This window comes from Luteimonas sp. A611 (assembly GCF_054072715.1).
Genome location: NZ_JBSVRP010000001.1, coordinates 124,548 through 145,591, shown reverse-complemented (window position 1 = coordinate 145,591; position 21,044 = coordinate 124,548). Strand labels below are relative to the sequence as shown.

The following is a 21,044-nucleotide window of genomic DNA, read 5'->3' as shown; positions in this document are numbered from 1 at the left end:
GCATTCCCCACATGCCTTCCCTGTTCCGACTGTCGCCGACGGCGCCGGATGCTTCCCGGCTGCAGCGCGACACGTTCGCCTTCGTGCTGTCCGACGGGCGCCGCATCGACGTACTGCGCGTGCGCGACCCGCGCGCCAAACGCCTGCGCCTGAGCGTTGGCGAGCGCGGCGCACGCCTGACCCTGCCACCGCGCACCAGCCTGGTCGCGGGCGAACGTTTCGTGCACGAGCACCGCGACTGGCTGACCGACCAACTCGCCTGCCACCCCGGCGACGTCGCCCCGCTGGTTGCCGGCGAACCGACCACCGTGCCGCTGCGCGGGCAACCGCTGCCGCTGCACTGGGCGCCCGGCCGCGTTGCGCGCGTGGTCGGCGACGACCAGGCGCTGACCCTGCAGCTGCCGCCGCAGGCCGGGCCTGCCGCGATCGCACGCGCACTGCGCGATTTCTACGAGGCGCAGGCGCGCGCCGACATTGGCCGCTGGCTGCCGGCCTACCTGCCGGGCCTGCCGCGGCCACCTTCACGGATCCGGCTGCGGGTGCTGTCCTCGCAGTGGGGTTCGCTGGCGCCCGACGGCACGCTCACGCTCGACCTGGCCCTGGTGCTGGGCCGGCCTGCCGCCTTCGAGTACGTGCTGGTGCACGAGCTCTGCCACCTGGTCCACGCCGACCATTCGCGCGCGTTCTGGCGCGAGGTGGAGGCGCGCTGCCCGGACTGGCGCGCGTCGCGCGATTACTTCCGCGACGAGGGACGAAGGCTCAAGTCCGCCCTGCACGTGCTGCTGTCGGCCTGACCTGTTCCGGCGGCGGACGGCGTTAACCGGTTCATCAACCCATTCCACCCGTCCAGGGGATGCGATGAACGGTATTGCCAAGCGCGTATCACGGCTGTCCCTCGCCCTGGGCCTGGTGCTGGCCGCAGGCGCTTGCCAGAAGGTCGGCCAAAGCGCGGCAGATGTCGCCATCGAGCGTGCCACCGGTGTCCAGGTGGGCCGCGACGGCGACCAGGTCACGCTGCGCTCGCCCGATGGCGAAGTCGCGATCCGGGCCGGCGAATCGGTAGCGCTGCCCGAGAATTTCCCGGGCGACGTGTACCTGCCCGCGGACTACCAGGTGAACAGCGTGATGGACCTGCAGGGCGTCAGCATGGTCAGCTTCAGCGCGCCCGGCCAGGTGTCGACCCTCTTCGCCGCCGCGCGCGAATCGATGCAGGCGCAGGGCTGGACGCAGTCGATATCGGCCCAGCATTCGGCCGACACCGCCCTGCTCGCCTTCGAGAAGGGAGAGGACGAATCGCGCCGCAGCGCCACGCTCTCGTTCAACCGCAACAACGGCGATGAGCACGTCATCGTCGGCATGCAGCTGCAGGGCCAGCGTCAATAGTCCGACTCCCTCCCCCGCCTGCGGGGGAGGGCTGGGGTGGGGGCCACCGGTCACCACGCCTCCGTGCCGCGCGCTTCGCGCGCGCCCATCCCAACCTTCCCCCGCAGGCGGGGAAAGGAGCAGGTCCGGACCTTCCGTGAAGGATTGTGGTGGGGCCGCCCTCAGCCCTCACCTTCGCGCAGGAAATCCACGACCAGCGCAGCAACGGCTTCCGGCTGCTCCATGTGCAGGTGGTGCCCGCCAGGCAGCACGTGCAGATCGCCATCGGGCAGCAGCGCCGCGTGCTCGCTGCGCTGCGGCTCGGGCAGGTAGGCCTGCGGCGGGTCGGCGTGGATGACCCGGGTCGGGCACTCGATGCCGGCGATCAGCGCGCGCACCTGGCCCGCGGTCATGCGGACCATGGTCGGCAGGGTCAGGCGCGGATCACTGCTCCATTCCCAGCCGATGCCGCCGTCTTCGCGCGGCACCTCGCGCACGCCGCGCTCCACCAGCAGCCGCGCTGCCGCTGCCTCGATCGCGCCGGTACGGGCCAGGGTGCGCGCGCGCACCGGCGTCTCCAGTTCATCGAACACGCGCATGCGCTTGCCGGGCAGCGCGCGGCCTGCGCGGATCGCGTCGCGCATTCGCGGCACCGTGTTGTCCTCGGTGTCGGGTAGCGCGCCCAATGCCTCGATCGCGACCAGTCGCGTCACCCGCTGCGGGCAGCCCGCGGCCAGCATGCTGGCGATGCCCGCGCCCATCGAGTGTCCGAGCAGGGCGAAGCGGTCCCAGCCCAGGGCATCGGCGATGTCGAGCACGGCGTGCAGCGCACCGGCGAACGAGTAATCGGAGCCTGGCGGCAGGTGCGCACTGCGGCCGTGGCCCGGCAGGTCGACCGCGACCAGCTCGATGCCGGGCAGGTGCGCGGCCAGCGGCACGAAGCTGGCGGCGTTGTCGAGCCAGCCGTGCAGGGCCAGCACGCGCGGCTGCCCCGCTTCACCCTGGCGCAGGCCATGGATGCGGCCGAGCGGGATGTCGAGCGCGAACTCGCGCATCACGCGGCCGCATCCCATGCAGCGAGCTCGCGCTGAACCAGCGCAACCAACGCGTCCGCGTGGCTGGGCGCGTCGTTGAGGCAGGGGATGTAGCGCAGCGCCTGCCCGCCGGCGTCCTGGAACAGCTTCGCGTTCTCCAGCGCGATTTCCTCGAGGGTTTCTAGGCAGTCGGCGGCAAAGCCCGGGCAGACCACGTCGACCCGGCCGACGCCGGACCCGGCCAGCGCGCGCAGGGTGTCGTCGGTGGCCGGCCCCAGCCAGCGCTCGCGACCGAAGCGCGACTGGTAGGTCTGCACGTAGTCCGTCGGCGCCAGTTCGAGCACGCGCGCGATCTCCGCCACGCTGGCCTCGCACTGCGCGGCATAGGGATCGCCGCCGTCCACCAGCCGCTGCGGCAGCCCGTGGAACGAGAACAGCAGCCGGTCACCGCGGCCATGCGCATGCCAGTGGGCCCGGATCGAGTCGGCCACGGCCGCCACCCAGCCGGCATCGGTGGCGTAGCCCTTGACCGTGCGCGTCGCAGGCGCGCCGCCGGTGCGCTCCACCAGCGCGACCACGGTGCCGGTGGTGGTCGAGGAATACTGCGGATACAGCGGCAGCACCAGCACGCGGCGCACGCCGGCTGCGCGCAGCTCGCGCAGGCGCGGGCCAAGCGCGGGCCCACCGTAGCGCATTGCGTACAGCACCTCGACGCCGGGCAGGCGCGGCTGCAGCACGGCCGTCAGCCGGCGCGTGTGCACCGCCAGCGGCGATCCGCCGTCCATCCAGATCTCGGCGTACTTCTTGGCCACGCGCGCCGAGCGCAGCGGCAGGATCAGCCCGTGCAGCAACGGCCACCACAGCAGCTTGGGAATCTGCACCACGAACGGATCGCCGAGGAATTCGCCGAGGTAGCGTTTCACTGCATCCGCAGTGGGCGCTTCGGGCGTGCCGAGGTTGACCAGGATGACGGCGGTGTCTGGCGTCGCGCCGCCGGGCGCGGGGGCTGGGTTCGTCATGCGCATAGGATGGCAGGCCGCGCCGCCGTTGGCATCGACATGCTGTCGATCGCCGCGACAGGCCGGCTCAACTCATGCTCGATTCATGGCCTCGTCACTAGCCTGAGCCGTCGCCGCGACGCGCGGTGCAACCTGTATTCCGGAGTCGACATGCCCCGTTCCCGCACCGCCGCGCCGTTGCGCAAGACGCTGATCGCCTCGCTGCTGGCCCTCTCGCTCGCCACGGGCGCAGCCATCGCCGGCCCCGAGGAAGACGCGCGCGCCAGCAACGCGCTACGCGTGCTCAACGAGGTCCAGGCGATCCCGGAATCGGCGATCCCCGACAAGCTGCTGGATGAGGCGCGCGCGATCGTGGTGATCCCCGACACGCTCAAGGTCGGCCTGGTCATCGGCGGTCGCCGCGGCCACGGCCTGCTGTCGGTGAAGTCGCCCGACGGTACCTGGTCGAACCCGAGCTTCGTCAAGATCACCGGCGGCAGCATCGGCCTCCAGGCCGGCGTGCAGTCGTCCGACGTGGTGCTCGTGTTCCGCAACGACCGCAGCCTCGAGTCGATCGTCAACGGCAAGGTCACCCTGGGCGCGGATGTCGGCGTGGCCGCCGGGCCGGTCGGCCGCAACGCCAGCGCCGCCACCGATGGCCAGCTGAAGGCCGAGATCTGGTCGTGGTCGCGCGCGCGCGGGCTGTTTGCCGGGGTCGCGCTCGACGGTGCGGTGCTGCAGATCGACAACGATGCCAACCAGTTGGTCTACGGCGCCAATACCACGCCGCGGATGATCCTCGAGGGTCGCGCCGGACAGGCGCCCTCGAATGCGGTGGTCGCTTTCCGCGACCAGCTCGAGGAAGCCACCGCAGCGGCCCGCGCCACGCGCGGCACCGGCGGCCAGCCTGCACCCGTCGTGGCCACGACGGCGCCGCCCGCCAATCCGGCGGGCACCACCACCGTGCCGCTGTCCGAGCAGCTGGTGCTGGACCCGCAGCCGCAGCCCTTCGAGCCGGTGGACGACAACCCGGCCCTGGTCGAGCCACTGGCCGAGACGCCCTGAATCCGCAGGGGGCCCGACGCCGCTCACGGTCGTGCCTGGCGGCGTGGAGTATCCTGAGCGCTCCTCACCTGTTCCCGGAAGCATGCAATGGGTAGTTTCAGCATCTGGCATTGGCTGATCGTGCTGGTCGTGGTGCTGCTGGTGTTCGGCACCAAGCGCCTGCGCGGCGCCGGGCGCGACCTGGGCGAGGCGGTGAAGGGATTCAAGAAGGGCATTGCCGACGAGGACAAGCCCACCGGTGAGCTCGACCACCAGCCGCCGCAGCAGGAGCGCGATGGCACCGTGTCGGGCAAGTCCCGGCAGGACGACACGATCTCGCGCTGAGCCGCGGGTCCGCGGCCGCCACCATGTTCGACATCGGCTTTACCGAACTGCTGCTGATCGCAGTGGTTGCACTGGTCGTGCTCGGCCCCGAGCGCCTGCCCAAGGCGGCGCGCTTTGCGGGGCTGTGGGTGCGCCGCGCGCGCGCGCAGTGGTATTCGGTGAAGTCCGAACTCGAGCGCGAACTGGCCGCGGATGAACTCAAGCGCAGCCTGCACGACGCCCGCCAGGCCGCGGCGGACCTGCACAAGACGATGCAGGAGACCGAGGCCGAAGTGCAGGCCAAGGTCAGCGCGGCCGAAGCCGAGGCGCGGCGCGAGATCGAGAGCCTGCGCCGACAGGTCGGCGCCGCGACGGACACCGCGGCCACGGCGCCGGGGATCCTGACCACCGACCCCGCCGCCTACACCGCGCCGCAGGACCACGACACCGGCCTGCAGGCGATCGCCGCGCCGGCAGCCGCTGAAGGCATTCCCGCCGACACCGCCGGGGACGGCACTGCGTCAGCGCACGACGCCAGCGCGCACCGCGGCGATGCCGACGACACGGACGGGGATGATGGCCGGCAGCGCTGAGAACGACAGCGGCGAGAGCAGCCTGATCGAGCATCTGGTCGAGCTGCGCACGCGCCTGCTGCGCGCGATGATCGGGCTGGGCATCGCCCTGGTCGCGCTGCTGCCGTTCGCCAACCGCCTGTACGGCTGGTTCGCGCAGCCGTTGCTGGACAAGCTGCCGCCCGGCGCGCACCTGATCGCGGTCGAGGTCGCCTCGCCGTTCCTGGCGCCGCTCAAGCTGGCGCTGTTCGCCGCAGTGCTGGTGACCATGCCGTGGCTGCTGTACCAGGCCTGGGCTTTCGTCGCACCGGGCCTGTACAAACGCGAGAAGCGGCTGGCGATGCCGCTGCTGGTGTCTGCGGTGGCGCTGTTCTACGCCGGCTGCGCGTTCGCGTTCTTCCTCGTGCTGCCGGCGGTGTTCGGCTTCCTCACCGCGGTCACCCCGGACGGGGTGGCGATGATGACCGACATCAACGCCTACCTGAACTTCGTGCTGGTGATCTTCCTGGCCTTTGGCATCAGCTTCGAGCTGCCCGTCGCGCTGGTGATCCTGGTTGCGCTGGGTTGGGTGACGCCCGACCAGCTGCGCGAATGGCGGGGCTATTCGGTCGTGGGCGTGTTCATCCTCGCCGCGGTCATCACCCCGCCCGACGTGGTCTCGCAACTGATGCTGGCAATCCCGATGTGCCTGCTGTACGAGGCCGGGATCATCGCCGCGCGCATGATCGTGCCGCGGCGCGAGCCCGGAGCCGCGGACGAGGCATGAGCAGCGCGCGGGCTGCGCCTGCCGGGCTGCTGTGTCGCTATGCGGCGTGGTCGCTGGACATGATGCTGGTCGCGCTCGTCGCCCTGTCCATCTGCGCCAGCCGCGTGCGCGACGGCGCCGCTCGCAGTGCCGACGCGTTCGACGCGCTGGTGCGCTCGCTAGCGGAGTCGATGCTGGACATGCTGGCCCTCGGCGGTTCGCCGCTGGAACTGTCCAGGCAGTGGCTGTCCGATCCGCGCCACGGCGCGATGGTGGGCGAGCTTTCGGACGCCGTCTCCGCCACCGTGCTGCAGCCGCTGTTGCTGGCGGCGCTGCTGGCGCTGGCCTGGTTCGCCGCGTGGGAAGCCTCTCCGCGGCAGGCAACGCCCGGCAAGACTGCGCTTGGCCTGCGCGTGTGCACTGCGCAAGGCGGCGGCCGGATCGGCATCGCGCGCGCGGCGGGTCGCCACCTTGCCGGCACCTTGTCCTGGCTGACGCTCAACATCGGCCACCTGCTGGCGCTGGCGCCGCCGCAACACCAGGCGCTGCACGACCGCATCGCGGGCACGCAGGTGGTGCATGCGCGCGCCGAGGCGACGCTGCCGAAGTGGGCGCAGGCCTGGCTGGCGCTGCAGATCGTCGCGGGCGTCATCGCGGCAGTCTGGCTGTTCGTGGCCACGCAGGGCGCAATGCAGCGCGCCCTGGACGCACTGCTCCTGTAGGAGCGGCTTCAGCCGCGACCACGACGGTGCGGTTGCGCCGCGAGCCGGGCCCACAGCGGCGCATCCTGGAAGATCACTGCCGCCTCGTCCCTGCGCCGCCGGGATCGCGGCTGAAGCCGCTGCTACGGAAGGCCAGGTCGCGGCGGAAGCCGCTCCTGCAGAAAGCCCACGGGCGGCGCGCAGCGCAGCGGGATCTTCAGAGTTCGACCTGGTTGTCCGGCAGTGGCGGCGGCGCCACCGGCTCGGCGCAGATGTCGCGCCACATGTGGTACATCACGCCGAACATGACCACGTACATCAGCAGGATCATGCCCAGATAGACCGGCGCGACCAGCAGTATCGCCAGCGCCGGATGCACCAGCCCGCCCACCAGCGCGAGCACGCCGCCGAGCAGGGTCACCACCAGGGTCAGCGCGAACAGCGCGATGATCGACAGCACCGCCAGCACCACGATCGGCAGCAGGTTCTTCAATGCGCCGGTGAGCCCGTCTGCGACGGCGCCCAGCACGCCGCGCCCGCCCAGCGCGACCTGGCCAAAGCCGATCGCGTAGGCGCCGCCGAGGAACAGGCCGAACAGCAGGCCCAGCGCCATCACCATGCCCAGGCCCGCAGGCGGGGCCGGGATGTCCTCCGGCTGGACCGGCTTGCCGCCGGATTCCATTGTCAGCTGCATCAGCTGCATGTACCACTCGGGCAGGCCCTGCCCGAAGCTGCCGATGATCGTGCCGAACACCAGCAGGTAGAGCGCGGTCATCAGCAGGCCGAAGCCGATCAGGCGCCCTGCGCCGTTGCCGCCGCGGAAGGCGTCGAATACGCCGGTGGCGATGGCGGGCCGGCCGTGCTCGGTGGCGTCGATCACGCGCAGCACGCCGCCGATCAGCAGCGGGAACACGATCAGCGAGGCCAAGGTGGTCAGCGCCGCCACGGTGAGCAGCGCATTGGGCTGCGCGCCCATCGCCGGCTGCAGCACCATCTGCAGGATGCTCGGCAGCACTGCCACCAACGCCACCAGCCCGATCGCGCCAATCACCGCCTTCGGGTTGCTGCGGCCCAGATTGACCGCCCGCGCCAGCCACGACCATCCGGTGGCCGGCCCCATTGCACGCGTCGACATGACTGTCCTGCTTCGCCTTCGATGTGGCTGCGCCACGGATGCCGACAATGCTACTGCATCGGCTGCGCGGCGCTGGATGCGCGCCGATGGGCGGGCAGGTGGAATCTTCCTTCCGCAAGCCGCGCGGTCCCGCCCCTACTCCGTTGGCGGCAGCACCGTCAGCACCTCTTCCACCGTCGTCAGCCCCTGCGCGACCTTCTCCGCCCCGGCCGTGCGCAAGGTGCGCAGGCCTTCGCCGATCGCGGCCCGGGTAAACGTGGCCAGCTCCATCTCCGGGCGGATCAGCGCCCGCAGCAGCGGCGTGACCGGCATCAGCTCGTAGATGCCCACGCGCCCGAGATAGCCGGTGTTGCGGCATTCCAGGCAGCCGACCGGGCCGTTGGCGGTGCCCGGCACCGGCGGCGGATGCGGCCCGGGCAGCAGCGCGTGCCAGGCTTCCGCGCTGAGCTTCCTCGGCGCCTTGCAGTGCGGGCACAGCGTGCGCACCAGGCGCTGGGCGAGGATGCCGTTGAGGGTCGAGGCGATCAGGTAATGCGGCAGGCCGAGGTCGAGCAGGCGGGTGATCGCCGAGGGCGCGTCGTTGGTGTGCAGGGTCGAGAGCACCAGGTGGCCGGTGAGCGAGGCCTGCACCGCCATCTGCGCGGTGTCGAGGTCGCGGATCTCGCCGATCATGATGATGTCCGGATCCTGCCGCAGCAGGGTGCGCACACCCTGGGCGAAGGTCAGGTCGATCTGGTGGTGCACCTGCATCTGGTTGAGTTCGACCGCGATCATCTCGATCGGGTCCTCGACCGTGCACACGTTGACGTCGCTGGTCGCCAGCCGCTTGAGCGTCGAATACAGCGTGGTGGTCTTGCCCGAACCGGTCGGGCCGGTGACCAGCACGATGCCGTGCGGGCGGCTGGTCAGGCCCTGCCAGGTGTCCGCTTCTTCCTGGTCGAAGCCGAGCTGCTCGATGCTCTTGAACGCGGTGTCCGGGTCGAAGATGCGCATCACGCACTTCTCGCCGAAGGCGGTGGGCATGGTCGACAGGCGCATCTCCACCTCGCGCCCGCCCGGCGAGCGGGTCTTGATGCGGCCGTCCTGCGGGCGCCGGCGCTCGGCCAGGTCCATGCGCCCGAGCACCTTGATCCGCGAGACCACCGCGACCATCACCGGCGGCGGCATCTCGAACACCTTGTGCAGCACGCCGTCGATGCGGAAGCGCACCCGGCCCACGTCGCGGCGCGGCTCGAGGTGGATGTCGGAGGCGCGCTGCTCGTAGGCGTACTGCAGCAGCCAGTCGACGATGTTGACGATGTGGTGGTCGTCGGCGTTGACGTCGCCGGCGCGGCCGAGCTCGACCAGTTGCTCGAAACTCGGCGCCTGGCTGCCCTTCTCGCCGCCGTCCTGGTGCGCGCCGCGCACCGAGCGCGTGACGCCGTAGAACTCCATCGTGTAGCGGTGCAGGTCGAGCGGGTTGGCCACCACAAGCTCGATTTCGCGCCGCAGCAGGCGCTGCACGTCGGGCAGCCAGTCCAGCGCCATCGGCTCGCTGGTGGCAATGCGGGCGCGGTCGGACGTGACTTCCACCGGCAGGATGCGGTGCCGGCGCGCGTAGGCATGCGAGACGAGTTCGGTGACCTCGGCCACGACGATCTTGGTGGGATCGATGCGCAGGTAGCGCCGACCGCTGGCGCTGGCCAGCCATTCGGTCAGCGCTTCCAGCCCCAGCTCGCTGCTCGCGCGCTGCGACGAGGGCAGCTTGAGGTTGGCCAGCAGCACCAGCGGATGCACCGCATCCAGCCCACGCACGTGGCGCGCGCTGGCACGCGCGTGCTCGGCGTCCTTCGGCGCGAGCAGGCCGTCGGCGACCAGGCCCGCGATCACCGGCTCCAGTGCCAGCCTGCCGGGCGGCAGGCGCGCGGGTGTCGGGGCGGGACGCGGGGCTTCGTTCAACGTGACTCCGGGTGCCGGGAAATCCGGGTGCTGCAGGGTCCGCCGCTATACTAGCGCGCCCCGCGAAAGCGCCGAATCGACGCGTGCCGATGACCGGACCCACGTTCCAGGAACTGATCACCCGCCTCAACGCCTACTGGGCCGCGCAGGGCTGCGTGCTGATCCAGCCGCTCGACCTCGAGGTCGGTGCCGGCACCTTCCATCCGGCCACCTTCCTGCGCGCGCTGGGTCCCGAGCCGTGGTACGCGGCCTATGTGCAGCCTTCGCGCCGCCCCACCGACGGCCGCTACGGCGAAAACCCCAATCGCCTGCAGCACTACTACCAGTACCAGGTGGTGATGAAGCCCAGCCCGGACAACATCGTCGAGCTGTACTTCGGCTCGCTGAAGGAACTGGGGATCGACCCGCTGCTGCACGACCTGCGCCTGGTCGAGGACAACTGGGAATCGCCAACGCTCGGCGCCTGGGGCCTGGGCTGGGAGGTGTGGTTGAACGGGATGGAAGTCACCCAGTTCACCTATTTCCAGCAGGCCGGCGGGATCGAATGCCGCCCGGTGCTGGGCGAGATCACCTACGGCCTCGAGCGGCTGTGCATGTACCTGCAGAACTGCGACAACGTCTACGACCTGGTCTGGACGCGCGGGCCGCAGGGCGTGGTGAGCTATGGCGACGTGTTCCTGCAGAACGAGCGCGAGCAGAGCGCCTACAACTTCGAGCATGCCGACGTGGCCGAACTGTTCCACCGCTTCGACGCCTGCGAGGCCGAAGCGCTGAAGCTGGTCGAGGTCGGACTGCCGCTGCCGGCCTACGACCAGGTCACCAAGGCCAGCCACAGCTTCAACCTGCTCGACGCGCGCCGCGCGATCAGCGTCACCGAGCGCCAGCGCTACATCCTGCGCGTGCGCAGGCTGTCGCAGGCGGTGGCGCAGGCGTACTTCGAGCAGCGCGAGAAGCTGGGGTTTCCCGGTTTGAAGAACGTAGCGGCATGACACCACTCCCTCCCCTTCAAGGGGAGGGCTGGGGAGGGGATGGTTTTGCGACGACGCGTCGACACCATCCCCACCTAAATCCTCCCCTTGAAGGGGAGGACTTCAAAACATGGGATTCCTGATGTCTGATCTACAGCCACTTCTCGTCGAACTGGGCACCGAGGAACTCCCGGTCAAGGCGCTGCCCGGCCTGGCGCAGGCGTTCTTCGACGGCGTGCTGGCGGCGCTGGACAAGCGCGGCATCGCGGTCGATCGCGGCAACGCAAAACCGCTGTACACGCCGCGCCGCTTGGCCGTGCTGCTGCCGGGCGTGGCGGTCGAGCAGCCGCAGCAGGCCTCCGAAGTGTTCGGCCCCTACCTCAACATCGCGCTCGACGCCGACGGCCAGCCGACGAAGGCGTTGCAGGGTTTCGCCGCCAAGGCCGGCGTGGACTGGTCCCAGCTCGAGCGCGCCAGCGACGCCAAGGGCGAGCGCTTCGTGCTGCGTTCGGTGAAGCCGGGCGCGAAGACCCACGAACTGCTGCCCGAGGTGTTGCACGAGGCCATCGCCGCCATGCCGATCCCCAAGCCGATGCGCTGGGGCGACCACGCCTACGCGTTCGCGCGGCCGGTGCACTGGCTGGTCTTGCTGCTGGGTGGCGACGTGGTCGAGGCCGAGGTGTTCGGCGTGCGCGCCGACCGCTTCAGCCGCGGCCACCGCTTCATGCACGAGCGGCCCGTATGGATCGCGACGCCCGGCGACTATGTCGACGCGCTGCGCGGCGCGAAGGTGCTGGTCGACGCCGAGGAGCGTCGCAGGAGCATCGTCGAGCAGGTTGAAGCGGCCGCGCAGGCCGTGGGCGGCGTGGCCCGCATCGAGGCCGGCAACCTGGCCGAGGTCGCGTGCCTGGTCGAGTGGCCGCGCGCGGTGTCGTGCACGTTCGAGGAGGAATACCTCGCGGTGCCGCAGGAGGCGCTGGTCGCGACGATGGAGGCCAACCAGAAGTTCTTCCCGGTGCTCGACGCGGAGGGCCGCCTGGGCCCGCACTTCATCGGCGTGGCCAACATCGATCCCGAAGACGATTCTGAGATCCGCAAGGGCTACGAGCGCGTGATCCGGCCGCGCTTTGCCGACGCGCGCTTCTTCTTCGTGGAGGACATGAAGCAGGGGCTGGCCTCGATGAACTCGGGCCTTGCGAGCGTCACCTACCAGGCAAAGCTGGGTTCGGTCGCCGACAAGGTGACGCGGGTGGCGGCGCTGGCCGAGGCGATCGCGCCGCAGGTGGGCGTGGACACGACGCTGGCCCGGCGCGCGGCGGAGCTGTCCAAGGCCGACCTGCAGTCGCGCCTGGTCAACGAGTTCCCGGAACTGCAGGGCATTGCCGGCCGTCACTACGCGATGCAGGACGCGGCGCTCGCCGACCTGCCACACGCCGACCGCGTGGCCGTCGCCGATGCCATCGATGAAGCCTGGCAGCCGCGTTTTGCCGCGGACGATATCGCGCCATCGAATCTGGGCCGGGTACTGGCGATCGCGGAGCGGCTGGACACGCTGGCGGGTGGATTTGCCGCGGGGCTCAAGCCCACTGGCAACAAGGATCCGTTTGCGCTGCGGCGTAATGCGCTGGGGCTGGCGAGGACAATTGTCGAGGGCGAGATTGAGATGAGTTTCGATGGACTCATCAGCTTAGCTTCGGAACCGTTCGAGAGAGTTCTGATTTCCTCTCGAAACGACGAGCTCATACTTCAGTTGGAGAAGGCCAGCCGGGCTAGTCTCGCCAACAAGCAGGCCGTGATCGACGAGATTGACGAAGACATTCGACAGCTGCACCTCAATGAGGAGAGCGGCAACCAGCTTGTCCAAAGCTTGGTAGCTGACCTTTGGAGCTTCACCTTCGATCGTCTGAAGGGCTACTACGCCGACAAGGGCGTGCCAGTGCACCACTTCAATGCGGTGGCCGAGCACAGGCCCGTCTCGCTGATCGACTTCGACCGCCGCATCGCGGCAATCGGCAGCTTCGCAACATTGCCCGAGGCCGAGGCGCTGGCCGCGGCCAACAAGCGCATCAACAACATCCTGCGCAAGGTGGAGGAAGCGATTCCCCCAGCAGAGAACAGGGCGCTGCTGCGCGAGCCGGCCGAAGTGGCGCTGGCCGATGCGGTCGAGGCCGCATATGCGGAGACCGATGCCGCGCTCGCGCAGGGCGATTACGTGGCCGTGCTCGGACGCCTCGCGCAGCTACGCCCGCAGGTGGACGCGTTCTTCGACGGGGTGATGGTGAACGTCGACGACGACGAGCTGCGCCGCAATCGCCTGGCCCTGCTCAAGCGGCTGTCGGCGCGGCTGGGCAGCGTGGCGGCGATCGAGCATCTGTCGGCCTGAGGCGGCCAGCCCGCAGAACGTCGCTGCGGCTTGCCCCCGCAGGGCGCATCGCCCCAGCCGCAAGCCTTCAGCCCCCGTCCCGTTAATCGTCCGTCGACATCCCTTCGGTATCCTCCCCCGATGCGACTCCCCCGCCGCGCTGCCGCCATTGCCGTGCTTTTGTTCCTGTCGCTCGGCACCGCCCAGGCGGTGACCGTGGGCGAGGTGAAGATCCTCGGTCTGGACGAGGAGATGGCCAACAACGTGCGCGTGTCGCTGTCGCTGGTCGACGCGGCCGGGCAGGAGGTCAGCGGGCGCCGCATGGGCTACCTGGTGCGCACGGCCGAGGACGAGACGCGCGAGGCGCTGGAGCCGTTCGGCTTCTACTCGCCGACCATCGAGGTCGAGCGCGGCCGCGCGAACGGCAGCGTGTCCGTGACGATCCGCGTCGACGCCGGCGAGCCGGTGCGCGTGCGCAATTCCGATATCGCGATCATCGGCGTAGGCGGCCAGGACCGCTACCTGCAGTCCGACATCGATGGCTTCATTCCTTCGCCAGGCGCGATCTTCAACCACCCCGACTACGAAGCCAGCAAGATCCGCATCAGCCGCCGGCTGACCGAACGCGGCTACTTCGACGCCGATTTCGCCTCGCGCCGGGTCGAGGTGACGCGCGCCGAGAATGCCGCCGACATCGAGCTGGTCTGGACCAGCGGCATCCGCTACGACATGGGTCCGACGGTGTTCGAGCAGACCCGGCGGATCATCGGCGACGAACTGCTCGAGAACCTGGTTTACTGGGACGAGGGCGACTACTACCACCAGGGCCGCATCGACCGCCTGCGCACCTCGCTGGCGCGGCTGGACTACTTCGGCGATATCGAGATCACGCCCGATCCCGAGCAGGCCGTCGATGGCCGCGTGCCGGTGACGGTCAGGCTCACGCCGGCCAAGCGCAACATCTACACCGCCGGCCTGAGCTACGGCACCGACAGCGGCGCCGGCGTGCGCCTGGGTGCGGAGCGCCGCTACGTCAACACCCGCGGGCACAAGGCGCTGGCGCAGCTGGACTATGCGCAGAAGCGCAAGACCCTGACCCTGCAGTACCGCATCCCCGCGTTCACCTGGCGCGACGGCTGGTACACCATCAGCGCGCAAGGCAACGACGAGCAGACCGACTACATCGACACGCGCCGGATCGAACTGGTGGGCAGCCGCAGCGGCCAGTACAGCCCGCAGGTGAACCTGGTGGCCTCGCTGCACGTGCTGCGCGAGCGCTGGGCTTATTCGACCGAGGACGACGACGATCCCACGACTCCGCTGGCGTACCGCTATGCCACCTTCTCCTATCCCTCGGTGCGCGCCGAATACGTCAACGTCGACGACCGCATCTTCCCGACCAGCGGCGTGGGTGGCTCGCTGACCCTGCGCAGCGGCGTCGAGGGTGCGGGTTCGGACGCGAGCTTCGCCCAGCTGCATGCGCGCGCCAGCACCTTCAAGGGCGTGGGCAGCAACGGGCGCCTGATCCTGCGCGCCGAGGCTGGCTACACCTGGACCAGCGCCCTGGTCGACATGCCGCCAAGCCTGCGCTTCTACGCCGGCGGCGATCGCAGCATCCGCGGCTACGAATGGCGCGAAGTGGGCCCGCGGCTGACCCGCTATGAAGAAGACGAGGACGGCGGGCTGCGCGAGATCGGCTACCTCGCCACCGGCGCGCGCAACGTGGTCACCGCCAGCGCGGAGTACGAGCACTATTTCTTCGGCAACTGGGGCGCGGCGGTGTTCGTCGACAGCGGCAGCGCCTTCGACAGCAGTTCGCCAGACTGGCATACCGGCGTGGGCATCGGCGCACGCTGGCGCTCGCCGGTGGGCCCGGTCAAGATCGATATCGCGCGCGGGCTGGACGATCCGGACTCGCCGTTCACGATCGGCCTGAGCATCGGCGCGGAATTCTGACGATGGCCTTTCGACGCCGCGCGCGGCTGCCCGCTGACCTCACCCCCGAAGAGCGCGAACAGCGCATCGCCGAACTGCGCGAGCGCAGGCGCCGGCGCCTGCGCGTGCTCGCGATCCGCAGCGCGCTGGTCACGATGGGCCTGGTGCTGGCGGCCGGCGTACTGCTGTACTGGCTGCTGTCGACCTTTGGCGGCCGCGATTTCCTGCTGGCGCGCATCGTCGCCGCGCTGCCGGCGGGCAGCGAGCTGACCTGGGGCAGCGCCGAAGGCCCGGCCTCCGGCCCGCTGACCCTGCACGACGTGCGCTATGTGCAGCGCGGCTGCCCCGACGTCGATGGCGAACCCATGCCCTACGGCCAGTGCCCGCGGCCAACGGTGCTGACCTTCACCGCACAGCGCATCGTGCTGGATCCGGCGATCACGCCGCTGATCGGCCGGCGCCTGCGCCTGGATGCGATGGACGTGGAGGGCGCCGCGCTCGACTTGCCCGAACCGGCCGACACGCCCTTCGAGCTGCCGACCTGGCCGGAGGTGCTGCCCCGCATCGACCTGCCGCTGTCGCTGCAGGCCGACACCATCCGCGTCGACGGACTGCGCGTGACCCGCGCAGGCCAGGCGCTGGTGAACGTCGCGACCATCCGCGGCGGACTCGACGCGCGCCAGGGCGAGCTGCGCATCGCCGCCCTGGTCGCCGACAGCGACCGCGGCCGCTTCACCGCGCACGGCGTTTACGCGCCTGGCGACCACTACCGCGCCGACCTCACCGCCAGCGCCCTGCTGCCCGCCGCGTTCCCACGTCCGCGCCCGCGCATCGGCCTGGTGGCCCGCGGCGATCTCGACCACATGGACGTCGCCCTCGTTGGTCACGCGCCGGATCCGGTGCGCGTGGCGCTGACGCTGCGCGGCGACAACTGGAGCCTGCGCGCGGACTCGGACGCGCTCGATCCTGCCCTGCTTGCCGGCGGCGAGGCCGGCGAGCCGCTGTCGTTCTCGCTGACCGCCGACGGCCGCGGCGGCGCGGCCGACGTGCAGGGCCAGTTGCGCCGCGGCACGCTGCAGGCGGTGCTGCAGCCTTCGAAGCTCAGGCTCGAGGACAAGGTGCTGGAACTGCAGCCACTGGTGCTGGACGTGTTCGACGGGCGCATCACCGCGCGCGGCCGCGGCGATTTCAGCGAGCCGCGCGCGGCGGACTTCCGCTTCGCGGTCAACGCGCGCGGGCTGCGGTTCGGTGGCGACCCGCAGGCGGTCGATGCGCAGCCGGCCGATCCCGCGCCGGTGATCGGGATCGACGCCGACTTCGGCATCGCCGGCAGCAGTCGCGCCTGGGCGGTGATCGGCAATGCCACGGTCGAGCGCGAGGCGCTGCGTGCGCAGCTCGAGATCGATGGCCGTGGCGATCTGGAGACGCTGCGCCTGCAGGCACTGCGCGCCACCATGCCCGGTGGGCGGCTGGATGCCACCGGCGAGGTCGGTTGGTCGCCCGCGCTGCACTGGGAGCTGGAGGCGACGCTGGCCGGCTTCGACCCGGGCTATTTCGCGCCGGCATGGAATGGCGCAGTCGACGGCCAGCTGTCGAGCCGCGGCAGCACCCGCGACGACGGCGGGCTCGATCTGGACGTCCAGGCCAGCGAGCTGAGCGGCAGCCTGCGCGGGCGCCGCATCGACGGCACGGCCTCGTTCGCGATGCGCGGCCCGGCCACGGGACAGACGCGCAGCGACTACGAGGGCGCGGCCGACCTGCGCATCGGCGGCAGCCGCATCGATGCAAGCGGCTCGCTCACCGACCGCCTGCTGCTCGACGCGCGGCTGGCGCCGCTGGACCTGGCCGACCTGCTGCCCGACGCCGCCGGCAGCCTGCGCGGCACGCTGCAGGCGCAGGGCACCCGCACCGCGCCGGACGTGGAGGCCAATCTGCAAGGCACGGGCCTGCGCTGGGGCGACTACGCCGCCTCGTCGCTGCGCGTGCAGGGGCGGCTGCCGTGGTCGCGCGGCAGGGGACAGCTCGTGGTCGAGGGCAGCGGGCTCAACGCCGGCGTTGCGCTCGACCATGTGCGCATCGACGCGCGCGGCCCAGTCGAGAACCTGCAGCTCGATGCGCAGGCGCGCAGCGAGGCGCTGGGATCGCTGGCCCTGCAGGGCAGCGCGCGCCGTGGCGGCCAGGGCTGGAGCGGCGAACTGGCCGCCCTGCGCCTGGTGCCCACGCGCGGCGCGGCTTGGCGGCTGCAGGCGCCGGCGCGCTGGGCGCAGCGCGGTAGCAGTTGGACCCTGTCGCGATCCTGCCTGGATGCCGCGGGCGGCGGCGCACTGTGCGCGCAAGCCGACTGGCCGCGCACCGGGCTGTCGGTGGCGGGCACCCAGCTGCCGCTGGCACTGGTGTCGCCCTGGCTGCCCGAACGCGACGGCGGGCGGCCGTGGACGCTGCGTGGCGAGGTCGATTTCGATGGACAGCTGCGGCCGGCCGGAAGCGCCTGGGCGGGACAGCTGGACCTGCGCTCGGCCCAGGGCGGCCTGCGCAACAGCGAGCGCTCGCGCAACGACCTGCTCGGCTATCGCGACCTGCACCTGCAGGCCGACTTCAGCCCCGCCCGGATCGAGGCGACGCTGACCACCACCTTCAATGACGACGGCCACATCCGTGCGCGGATCGCCACCGGCTGGGACGCGGCCTCGCCGCTCTCGGGCGAGATCAGCGCCGACACCGACGAGCTGACCTGGCTGGAGCTGTTCTCGCCCGACATCGTCGAGCCCACCGGCCGGCTGACCGCGAACCTGCAGTTGGGCGGACGCCGTTCACAGCCCGCGCTGGGCGGGCAGGCACGGCTGAGCGGCTTCAGCACGGAACTGCCGGCGCTGGGCATCCTGCTCGAGTCGGGCGAAGTGACGCTGCAGGCGCAGGAGGACGGCAGCGCACGCATCAGCGGCAGCGTGGCCTCCAGCGGCGGCACGCTCGATATCGACGGCAGCCTGAACTGGCGCGACAGCAGCGCCCCGCTGCTGCTGCGCCTGACCGGCGAGGACGTCGTGGTCTCCAATACCCGCGACCTGCGCATCGTCGCCAATCCCGATATCGAAGTGCGCTACACGGCCGGCCAGCCGCTGTCGGTGTCGGGCACGGTGACCGTGCCCAGCGCGCTGATCGACCTGGAGCGCCTCGACGGTGGCGTGTCGGCCTCGCCGGACGTGGTGGTGCTCGATCCGGTCGACCCCGAGGCCGGCCAGTCCACGCCGCTGCTGCTCGACCTGACCCTGGCGATGGGCGAGGACGTGCTGCTGCGCGGCTTCGGCCTCGAGGGCACTCTCGGTGGCAGCATGCGCGTGCGCGCAGCGCCCGGCCGCGAGATGACCGGCAGCGGCACGCTCGAGATCGGCGGCAGCTACAGCGCTTACGGACAGGAGCTGCAGATCACGCGCGGACGGTTGACCTTCATCGGACCTGTCTCCGATCCGCTGCTGGATATCCGCGCCGAACGCCGGATCGAGGCGCACAACGTCACCGCGGGGATCAGCGTCACCGGCCGCGCCTCCGCGCCCCAGGCGGAGATCTGGACCGACCCGGCCAGCGACAACTCGCAGGCTCTGTCCTACCTGGCGCTGGGGCGGCCGCTGTCCAACCTCTCCCGGGCCGAAGGGCGCCAGCTCGACGCCGCCTCGGCCGCGCTCACCGCCGGCGGCAGCATGCTCGCCGCACAGCTCGGCGCGCGCCTGGGCCTGGACGATGCCGGCGTGTCCGAATCACGCGCGCTGGGCGGCAGCGTGCTGGGCATCGGCAAGCAGCTCTCGCCGCGGCTGTACGTCGGCTTCGGCGTGTCGCTACTGGGCACCGGCCAGGTGCTGACGCTGAAGTACCTGCTGCGGGGGGGTTTCGACATCGAGATCGAATCGAGCACGATGGAAAACCGCGGCTCGATCAACTACCGGCTCGAGGCCGATTGAGGGGCCTGCCCTGGCGCCTGGCGGAGGTTGATCCATCCGCGGATCCTTTCACCTTGTCATCTCGAGCGCAGTCGAGAGATCCCGGATCCGACGCCTCGGGCGCCAGATCTCTCGCTGCGCTCGAGATGACAATGTCATTGACTGCGGGCGCGCCTTGAAGACGTGCGTCTGCGCGGATCCGAAAGCGCCGATCCGGAGAACGGCGCCCGCGTCACGCACTCAGGCTACGGAGCGCTTCTGCCCCGCGTGCCGGCCCTCGCCGATCTCCTCGACCAGCTTGGCGCAGAAGGCCGGCAGGTCGTCGGGCGTGCGGCTGGTGATCAGCCCCTGGTCGACCACGACCTCCTCGTCGACCCATTTGGCGCCGGCGTTTTCCAGGTCCCGGCGGATGTTGGGCACCGAGGTCACGGTGCGGCCCTCGAGTACTTCGGCATTCACCAGCACCCAGGGGCCATGGCAGATGGCCGCGACCGGCTTGCCGGCCTCGAAGAATGCGCGGGTGAAAGCCAGCGCCTGCTCGTCGACGCGCAGCGCATCGGGGTTGAACAGGCCGCCGGGGATCACGAGCGCGTCGTAGCGCCCGGCATCGGCCTGCGCCAGCTCGACATCGACCGGCACCTGCTCGCCCTTGTCGAAATGCTTGAAACCCTGCACCTGCCCACCCTTGGGCGAGACGATGTCGACCTCGGCCTTGTGTTCCTTCAGCGCGCGCAGCGGCTCGAGCAGTTCAGACTGCTCGAAGCCGTCGGTGGCGAGGATGGCGACGCGCTTTCCGGTGAGATGGCTCATGGGGAGACTCCTGTGGGGAAGGAACCTCACGCTAGCGGCCGGAGCGCTTACGCACCGCGAAGGAAACGTCCGGGTGGCGTCAATGCCCCTGCACAGGTGCAGCGAGGCGCTGCTGTACGTCCTCGCGCAGCTGGGCCAGTTCGGTTTCGGCCTGGCGGCGCTGCTGCATGCCTTCGCGGTGGATCTCGCGCACTTCCTCCACCGTCTGGATCAGCTGCTCGTGCACGTGGCGCAGGGTGGCCACGTCGATCACCGCGCGCTGGTTGGCCTTGGCGGTCTCCACCGAGGTCTGGCGCATCAGCTCGGCGTTCCTGCGCATGATCTCGTTGGTGGCATCGTCGATCGCGTTGGACAGCTCGACCGCGTTCTTCTGCTCGCTCAGCGAAAGCTGGATCGCGAACTGGCGCTTCCACGAGGGGATGGTGATGTTGCGCACCGCGTTGAACTTCTCGATCAGCTGGATCGCGTTGGCCTGGATGATGCGGATCATCGGCAGCGACTGGTCGGCCGCGTGCTGCATCACCGCCAGGTCGCCGACGCGCTTGTCGAGCAGGCGCATCGCGTTCTCGATCTCGGAGCGGCGGGTGCGCGAATCCGGATCCTCCAGGCCGGCCAGCGCCTGCTGCTCGCCCGCCAGCTCGGCCAGGCGCTGCCTGCCCGCAGCCACGTGCAGGCCGAGCGCGCGGCGCTCGTCGAGCACGATGTCGTACATGCGGTCGAACTCGCCCACGCGCTGGCCCTGCGTGCCCTGCTGGCGCGCCACGTCCTGCAGCAGCTGTTCGATCTGCTGGTTGGTGTCGCTGAACTTCTGCACCAGCTCGCCCTTCGACGCGCGCATGCGGTCGATCAGGCCACCGATCACCGGCAGCTTCGAGCGGCCGGCAAAACGGTCGAGGTTGAGCGAGCGCGCAATCCGCACGACCTCGCCGAGCTTGTCGCCTGCGGCGTCGAGGTCGCGGTTGCGCACCTGGTCGAGCAGCTGGCTGGAGAACGCCGCGGTCTTGCCGGCGGCATCGCGGCCGAACACATGCAGGTTGCCCGGGGTGATGTCCTGCAGCGCGCGGCCGACCTCGGCGATCGCGCCGCGGTCGGCTTCGACCAGCCCCAGCGACCTGAGCGCCTGGTCGTCGAGCACGTCGGAAGCGGGAACGAGGGCGCTGCCGCCGGTGGTGTCCTGGGTCATG

The 21,044-nt window shown here is 70.5% G+C and carries 17 protein-coding genes; 11 read left to right on the top strand and 6 right to left on the bottom strand.

What is annotated here, in order from left to right; genetic code table 11:
• The first annotated feature begins 11 nt into the window (after positions 1 to 11).
• Positions 12 to 794 (top strand): M48 family metallopeptidase, encoded by a 783-nt coding sequence (locus ACW5EG_RS00665; protein ID WP_457016623.1) that lies wholly within the window; start codon positions 12 to 14, stop codon positions 792 to 794.
• A 64-nt stretch (positions 795 to 858) separates the two neighbouring features.
• Positions 859 to 1,383, top strand: a complete 525-nt coding sequence (locus ACW5EG_RS00660; RefSeq protein WP_457016621.1) for a hypothetical protein — start codon at positions 859 to 861, stop codon at positions 1,381 to 1,383.
• 161 nt (positions 1,384 to 1,544) lie between these two features.
• Here ACW5EG_RS00660 and ACW5EG_RS00655 read toward each other — a convergent pair whose 3' ends face one another.
• Both ACW5EG_RS00655 and hemH read right to left on the bottom strand, forming a co-directional pair.
• Complete coding sequence (locus ACW5EG_RS00655) at positions 1,545 to 2,417, bottom strand: alpha/beta fold hydrolase (RefSeq protein WP_457021378.1); 873 nt, start codon at positions 2,415 to 2,417, stop codon at positions 1,545 to 1,547.
• The gene (hemH, locus tag ACW5EG_RS00650; protein WP_457016619.1) at positions 2,417 to 3,415 is read right to left on the bottom strand and encodes a ferrochelatase; all 999 of its coding nucleotides are present in this window, start codon (positions 3,413 to 3,415) and stop codon (positions 2,417 to 2,419) included. Before hemH ends, ACW5EG_RS00655 begins: the two co-directional genes overlap by 1 nt.
• 150 nt (positions 3,416 to 3,565) lie before the next feature.
• Between hemH and ACW5EG_RS00645 the strand changes: the two genes are divergently transcribed.
• From ACW5EG_RS00645 to ACW5EG_RS00625, 5 genes are all read left to right on the top strand, one after another.
• Positions 3,566 to 4,459 carry a lipid-binding SYLF domain-containing protein gene (locus tag ACW5EG_RS00645; protein ID WP_457016617.1) on the top strand — a complete coding sequence of 298 codons (894 nt, stop codon included), beginning with the start codon at positions 3,566 to 3,568 and terminating at the stop codon, positions 4,457 to 4,459.
• 87 nt (positions 4,460 to 4,546) lie between these two features.
• Positions 4,547 to 4,783, top strand: a complete 237-nt coding sequence (tatA, locus tag ACW5EG_RS00640; protein WP_457016615.1) for a Sec-independent protein translocase subunit TatA — start codon at positions 4,547 to 4,549, stop codon at positions 4,781 to 4,783.
• A gap of 23 nt (positions 4,784 to 4,806) precedes the next feature.
• Positions 4,807 to 5,355: a Sec-independent protein translocase protein TatB gene (gene tatB, locus ACW5EG_RS00635; RefSeq protein ID WP_457020565.1), complete on the top strand. Its 549-nt coding sequence runs from the start codon at positions 4,807 to 4,809 to the stop codon at positions 5,353 to 5,355.
• Positions 5,339 to 6,100, top strand: coding sequence for a twin-arginine translocase subunit TatC (gene tatC, locus ACW5EG_RS00630; protein WP_457016612.1), 762 nt, complete (start codon positions 5,339 to 5,341; stop codon positions 6,098 to 6,100). Before tatB ends, tatC begins: the two co-directional genes overlap by 17 nt.
• The gene (locus ACW5EG_RS00625; protein ID WP_457016610.1) at positions 6,097 to 6,801 is read left to right on the top strand and encodes an RDD family protein; all 705 of its coding nucleotides are present in this window, start codon (positions 6,097 to 6,099) and stop codon (positions 6,799 to 6,801) included. Before tatC ends, ACW5EG_RS00625 begins: the two co-directional genes overlap by 4 nt.
• A 196-nt stretch (positions 6,802 to 6,997) precedes the next feature.
• On the opposite strand, the gene ACW5EG_RS00620 is transcribed toward ACW5EG_RS00625, so the two are convergent.
• Together ACW5EG_RS00620 and ACW5EG_RS00615 are read right to left on the bottom strand one after the other, a co-directional pair.
• On the bottom strand, positions 6,998 to 7,915 hold the full coding sequence (locus ACW5EG_RS00620) for a hypothetical protein (RefSeq protein WP_457016609.1): 918 nt from the start codon (positions 7,913 to 7,915) through the stop codon (positions 6,998 to 7,000).
• A gap of 135 nt (positions 7,916 to 8,050) precedes the next feature.
• Entirely contained in the window at positions 8,051 to 9,853 is a 1,803-nt protein-coding gene (locus tag ACW5EG_RS00615; RefSeq protein ID WP_457016608.1) for a GspE/PulE family protein, read from the bottom strand.
• Between the two features lie 89 nt (positions 9,854 to 9,942).
• Here ACW5EG_RS00615 and glyQ point away from each other — a divergent pair, with 89 nt between their 5' ends.
• From glyQ to ACW5EG_RS00595, 4 genes are all read left to right on the top strand, one after another.
• Entirely contained in the window at positions 9,943 to 10,842 is a 900-nt protein-coding gene (gene glyQ, locus ACW5EG_RS00610) for a glycine--tRNA ligase subunit alpha (protein ID WP_457016606.1), read from the top strand.
• 121 nt (positions 10,843 to 10,963) lie between these two features.
• Positions 10,964 to 13,204, top strand: a complete 2,241-nt coding sequence (glyS, locus tag ACW5EG_RS00605) for a glycine--tRNA ligase subunit beta (protein ID WP_457018365.1) — start codon at positions 10,964 to 10,966, stop codon at positions 13,202 to 13,204.
• Positions 13,205 to 13,324: 120 nt separating this feature from the next.
• Positions 13,325 to 15,139 (top strand): autotransporter assembly complex protein TamA, encoded by a 1,815-nt coding sequence (locus ACW5EG_RS00600; protein ID WP_457016604.1) that lies wholly within the window; start codon positions 13,325 to 13,327, stop codon positions 15,137 to 15,139.
• Between the two features lie 2 nt (positions 15,140 to 15,141).
• A complete protein-coding gene (locus tag ACW5EG_RS00595; protein ID WP_457020564.1) occupies positions 15,142 to 19,071 on the top strand; it encodes a translocation/assembly module TamB domain-containing protein in 3,930 nt (1,309 codons plus the stop codon).
• Positions 19,072 to 19,290: 219 nt separating this feature from the next.
• Here the strand turns inward: ACW5EG_RS00595 and ACW5EG_RS00590 are convergent, their stop codons facing one another.
• Both ACW5EG_RS00590 and ACW5EG_RS00585 read right to left on the bottom strand, forming a co-directional pair.
• Positions 19,291 to 19,860, bottom strand: coding sequence for a type 1 glutamine amidotransferase domain-containing protein (locus ACW5EG_RS00590; protein ID WP_457016600.1), 570 nt, complete (start codon positions 19,858 to 19,860; stop codon positions 19,291 to 19,293).
• A 79-nt stretch (positions 19,861 to 19,939) separates the two neighbouring features.
• Positions 19,940 to 21,043, bottom strand: a complete 1,104-nt coding sequence (locus ACW5EG_RS00585; RefSeq protein WP_457016599.1) for a toxic anion resistance protein — start codon at positions 21,041 to 21,043, stop codon at positions 19,940 to 19,942.
• Between the last annotated feature and the right edge of the window lies 1 nt (position 21,044).

Coding starts and splice junctions, on each gene's coding strand:
- ACW5EG_RS00600 (WP_457016604.1), top strand. CDS start 13,325: ATGCGACTCCCCCGCCGCGCTGCCGCCATTGCCGTGCTTTTGTTCCTG.
- tatC (WP_457016612.1), top strand. CDS start 5,339: ATGGCCGGCAGCGCTGAGAACGACAGCGGCGAGAGCAGCCTGATCGAG.
- ACW5EG_RS00625 (WP_457016610.1), top strand. CDS start 6,097: ATGAGCAGCGCGCGGGCTGCGCCTGCCGGGCTGCTGTGTCGCTATGCG.
- tatA (WP_457016615.1), top strand. CDS start 4,547: ATGGGTAGTTTCAGCATCTGGCATTGGCTGATCGTGCTGGTCGTGGTG.
- tatB (WP_457020565.1), top strand. CDS start 4,807: ATGTTCGACATCGGCTTTACCGAACTGCTGCTGATCGCAGTGGTTGCA.
- ACW5EG_RS00655 (WP_457021378.1), bottom strand. CDS start 2,417: ATGCGCGAGTTCGCGCTCGACATCCCGCTCGGCCGCATCCATGGCCTG.
- ACW5EG_RS00595 (WP_457020564.1), top strand. CDS start 15,142: ATGGCCTTTCGACGCCGCGCGCGGCTGCCCGCTGACCTCACCCCCGAA.
- ACW5EG_RS00645 (WP_457016617.1), top strand. CDS start 3,566: ATGCCCCGTTCCCGCACCGCCGCGCCGTTGCGCAAGACGCTGATCGCC.
- ACW5EG_RS00590 (WP_457016600.1), bottom strand. CDS start 19,860: ATGAGCCATCTCACCGGAAAGCGCGTCGCCATCCTCGCCACCGACGGC.
- glyQ (WP_457016606.1), top strand. CDS start 9,943: ATGACCGGACCCACGTTCCAGGAACTGATCACCCGCCTCAACGCCTAC.
- ACW5EG_RS00620 (WP_457016609.1), bottom strand. CDS start 7,915: ATGTCGACGCGTGCAATGGGGCCGGCCACCGGATGGTCGTGGCTGGCG.
- ACW5EG_RS00665 (WP_457016623.1), top strand. CDS start 12: ATGCCTTCCCTGTTCCGACTGTCGCCGACGGCGCCGGATGCTTCCCGG.
- hemH (WP_457016619.1), bottom strand. CDS start 3,415: ATGACGAACCCAGCCCCCGCGCCCGGCGGCGCGACGCCAGACACCGCC.
- ACW5EG_RS00585 (WP_457016599.1), bottom strand. CDS start 21,043: ATGACCCAGGACACCACCGGCGGCAGCGCCCTCGTTCCCGCTTCCGAC.
- ACW5EG_RS00660 (WP_457016621.1), top strand. CDS start 859: ATGAACGGTATTGCCAAGCGCGTATCACGGCTGTCCCTCGCCCTGGGC.
- glyS (WP_457018365.1), top strand. CDS start 10,964: ATGTCTGATCTACAGCCACTTCTCGTCGAACTGGGCACCGAGGAACTC.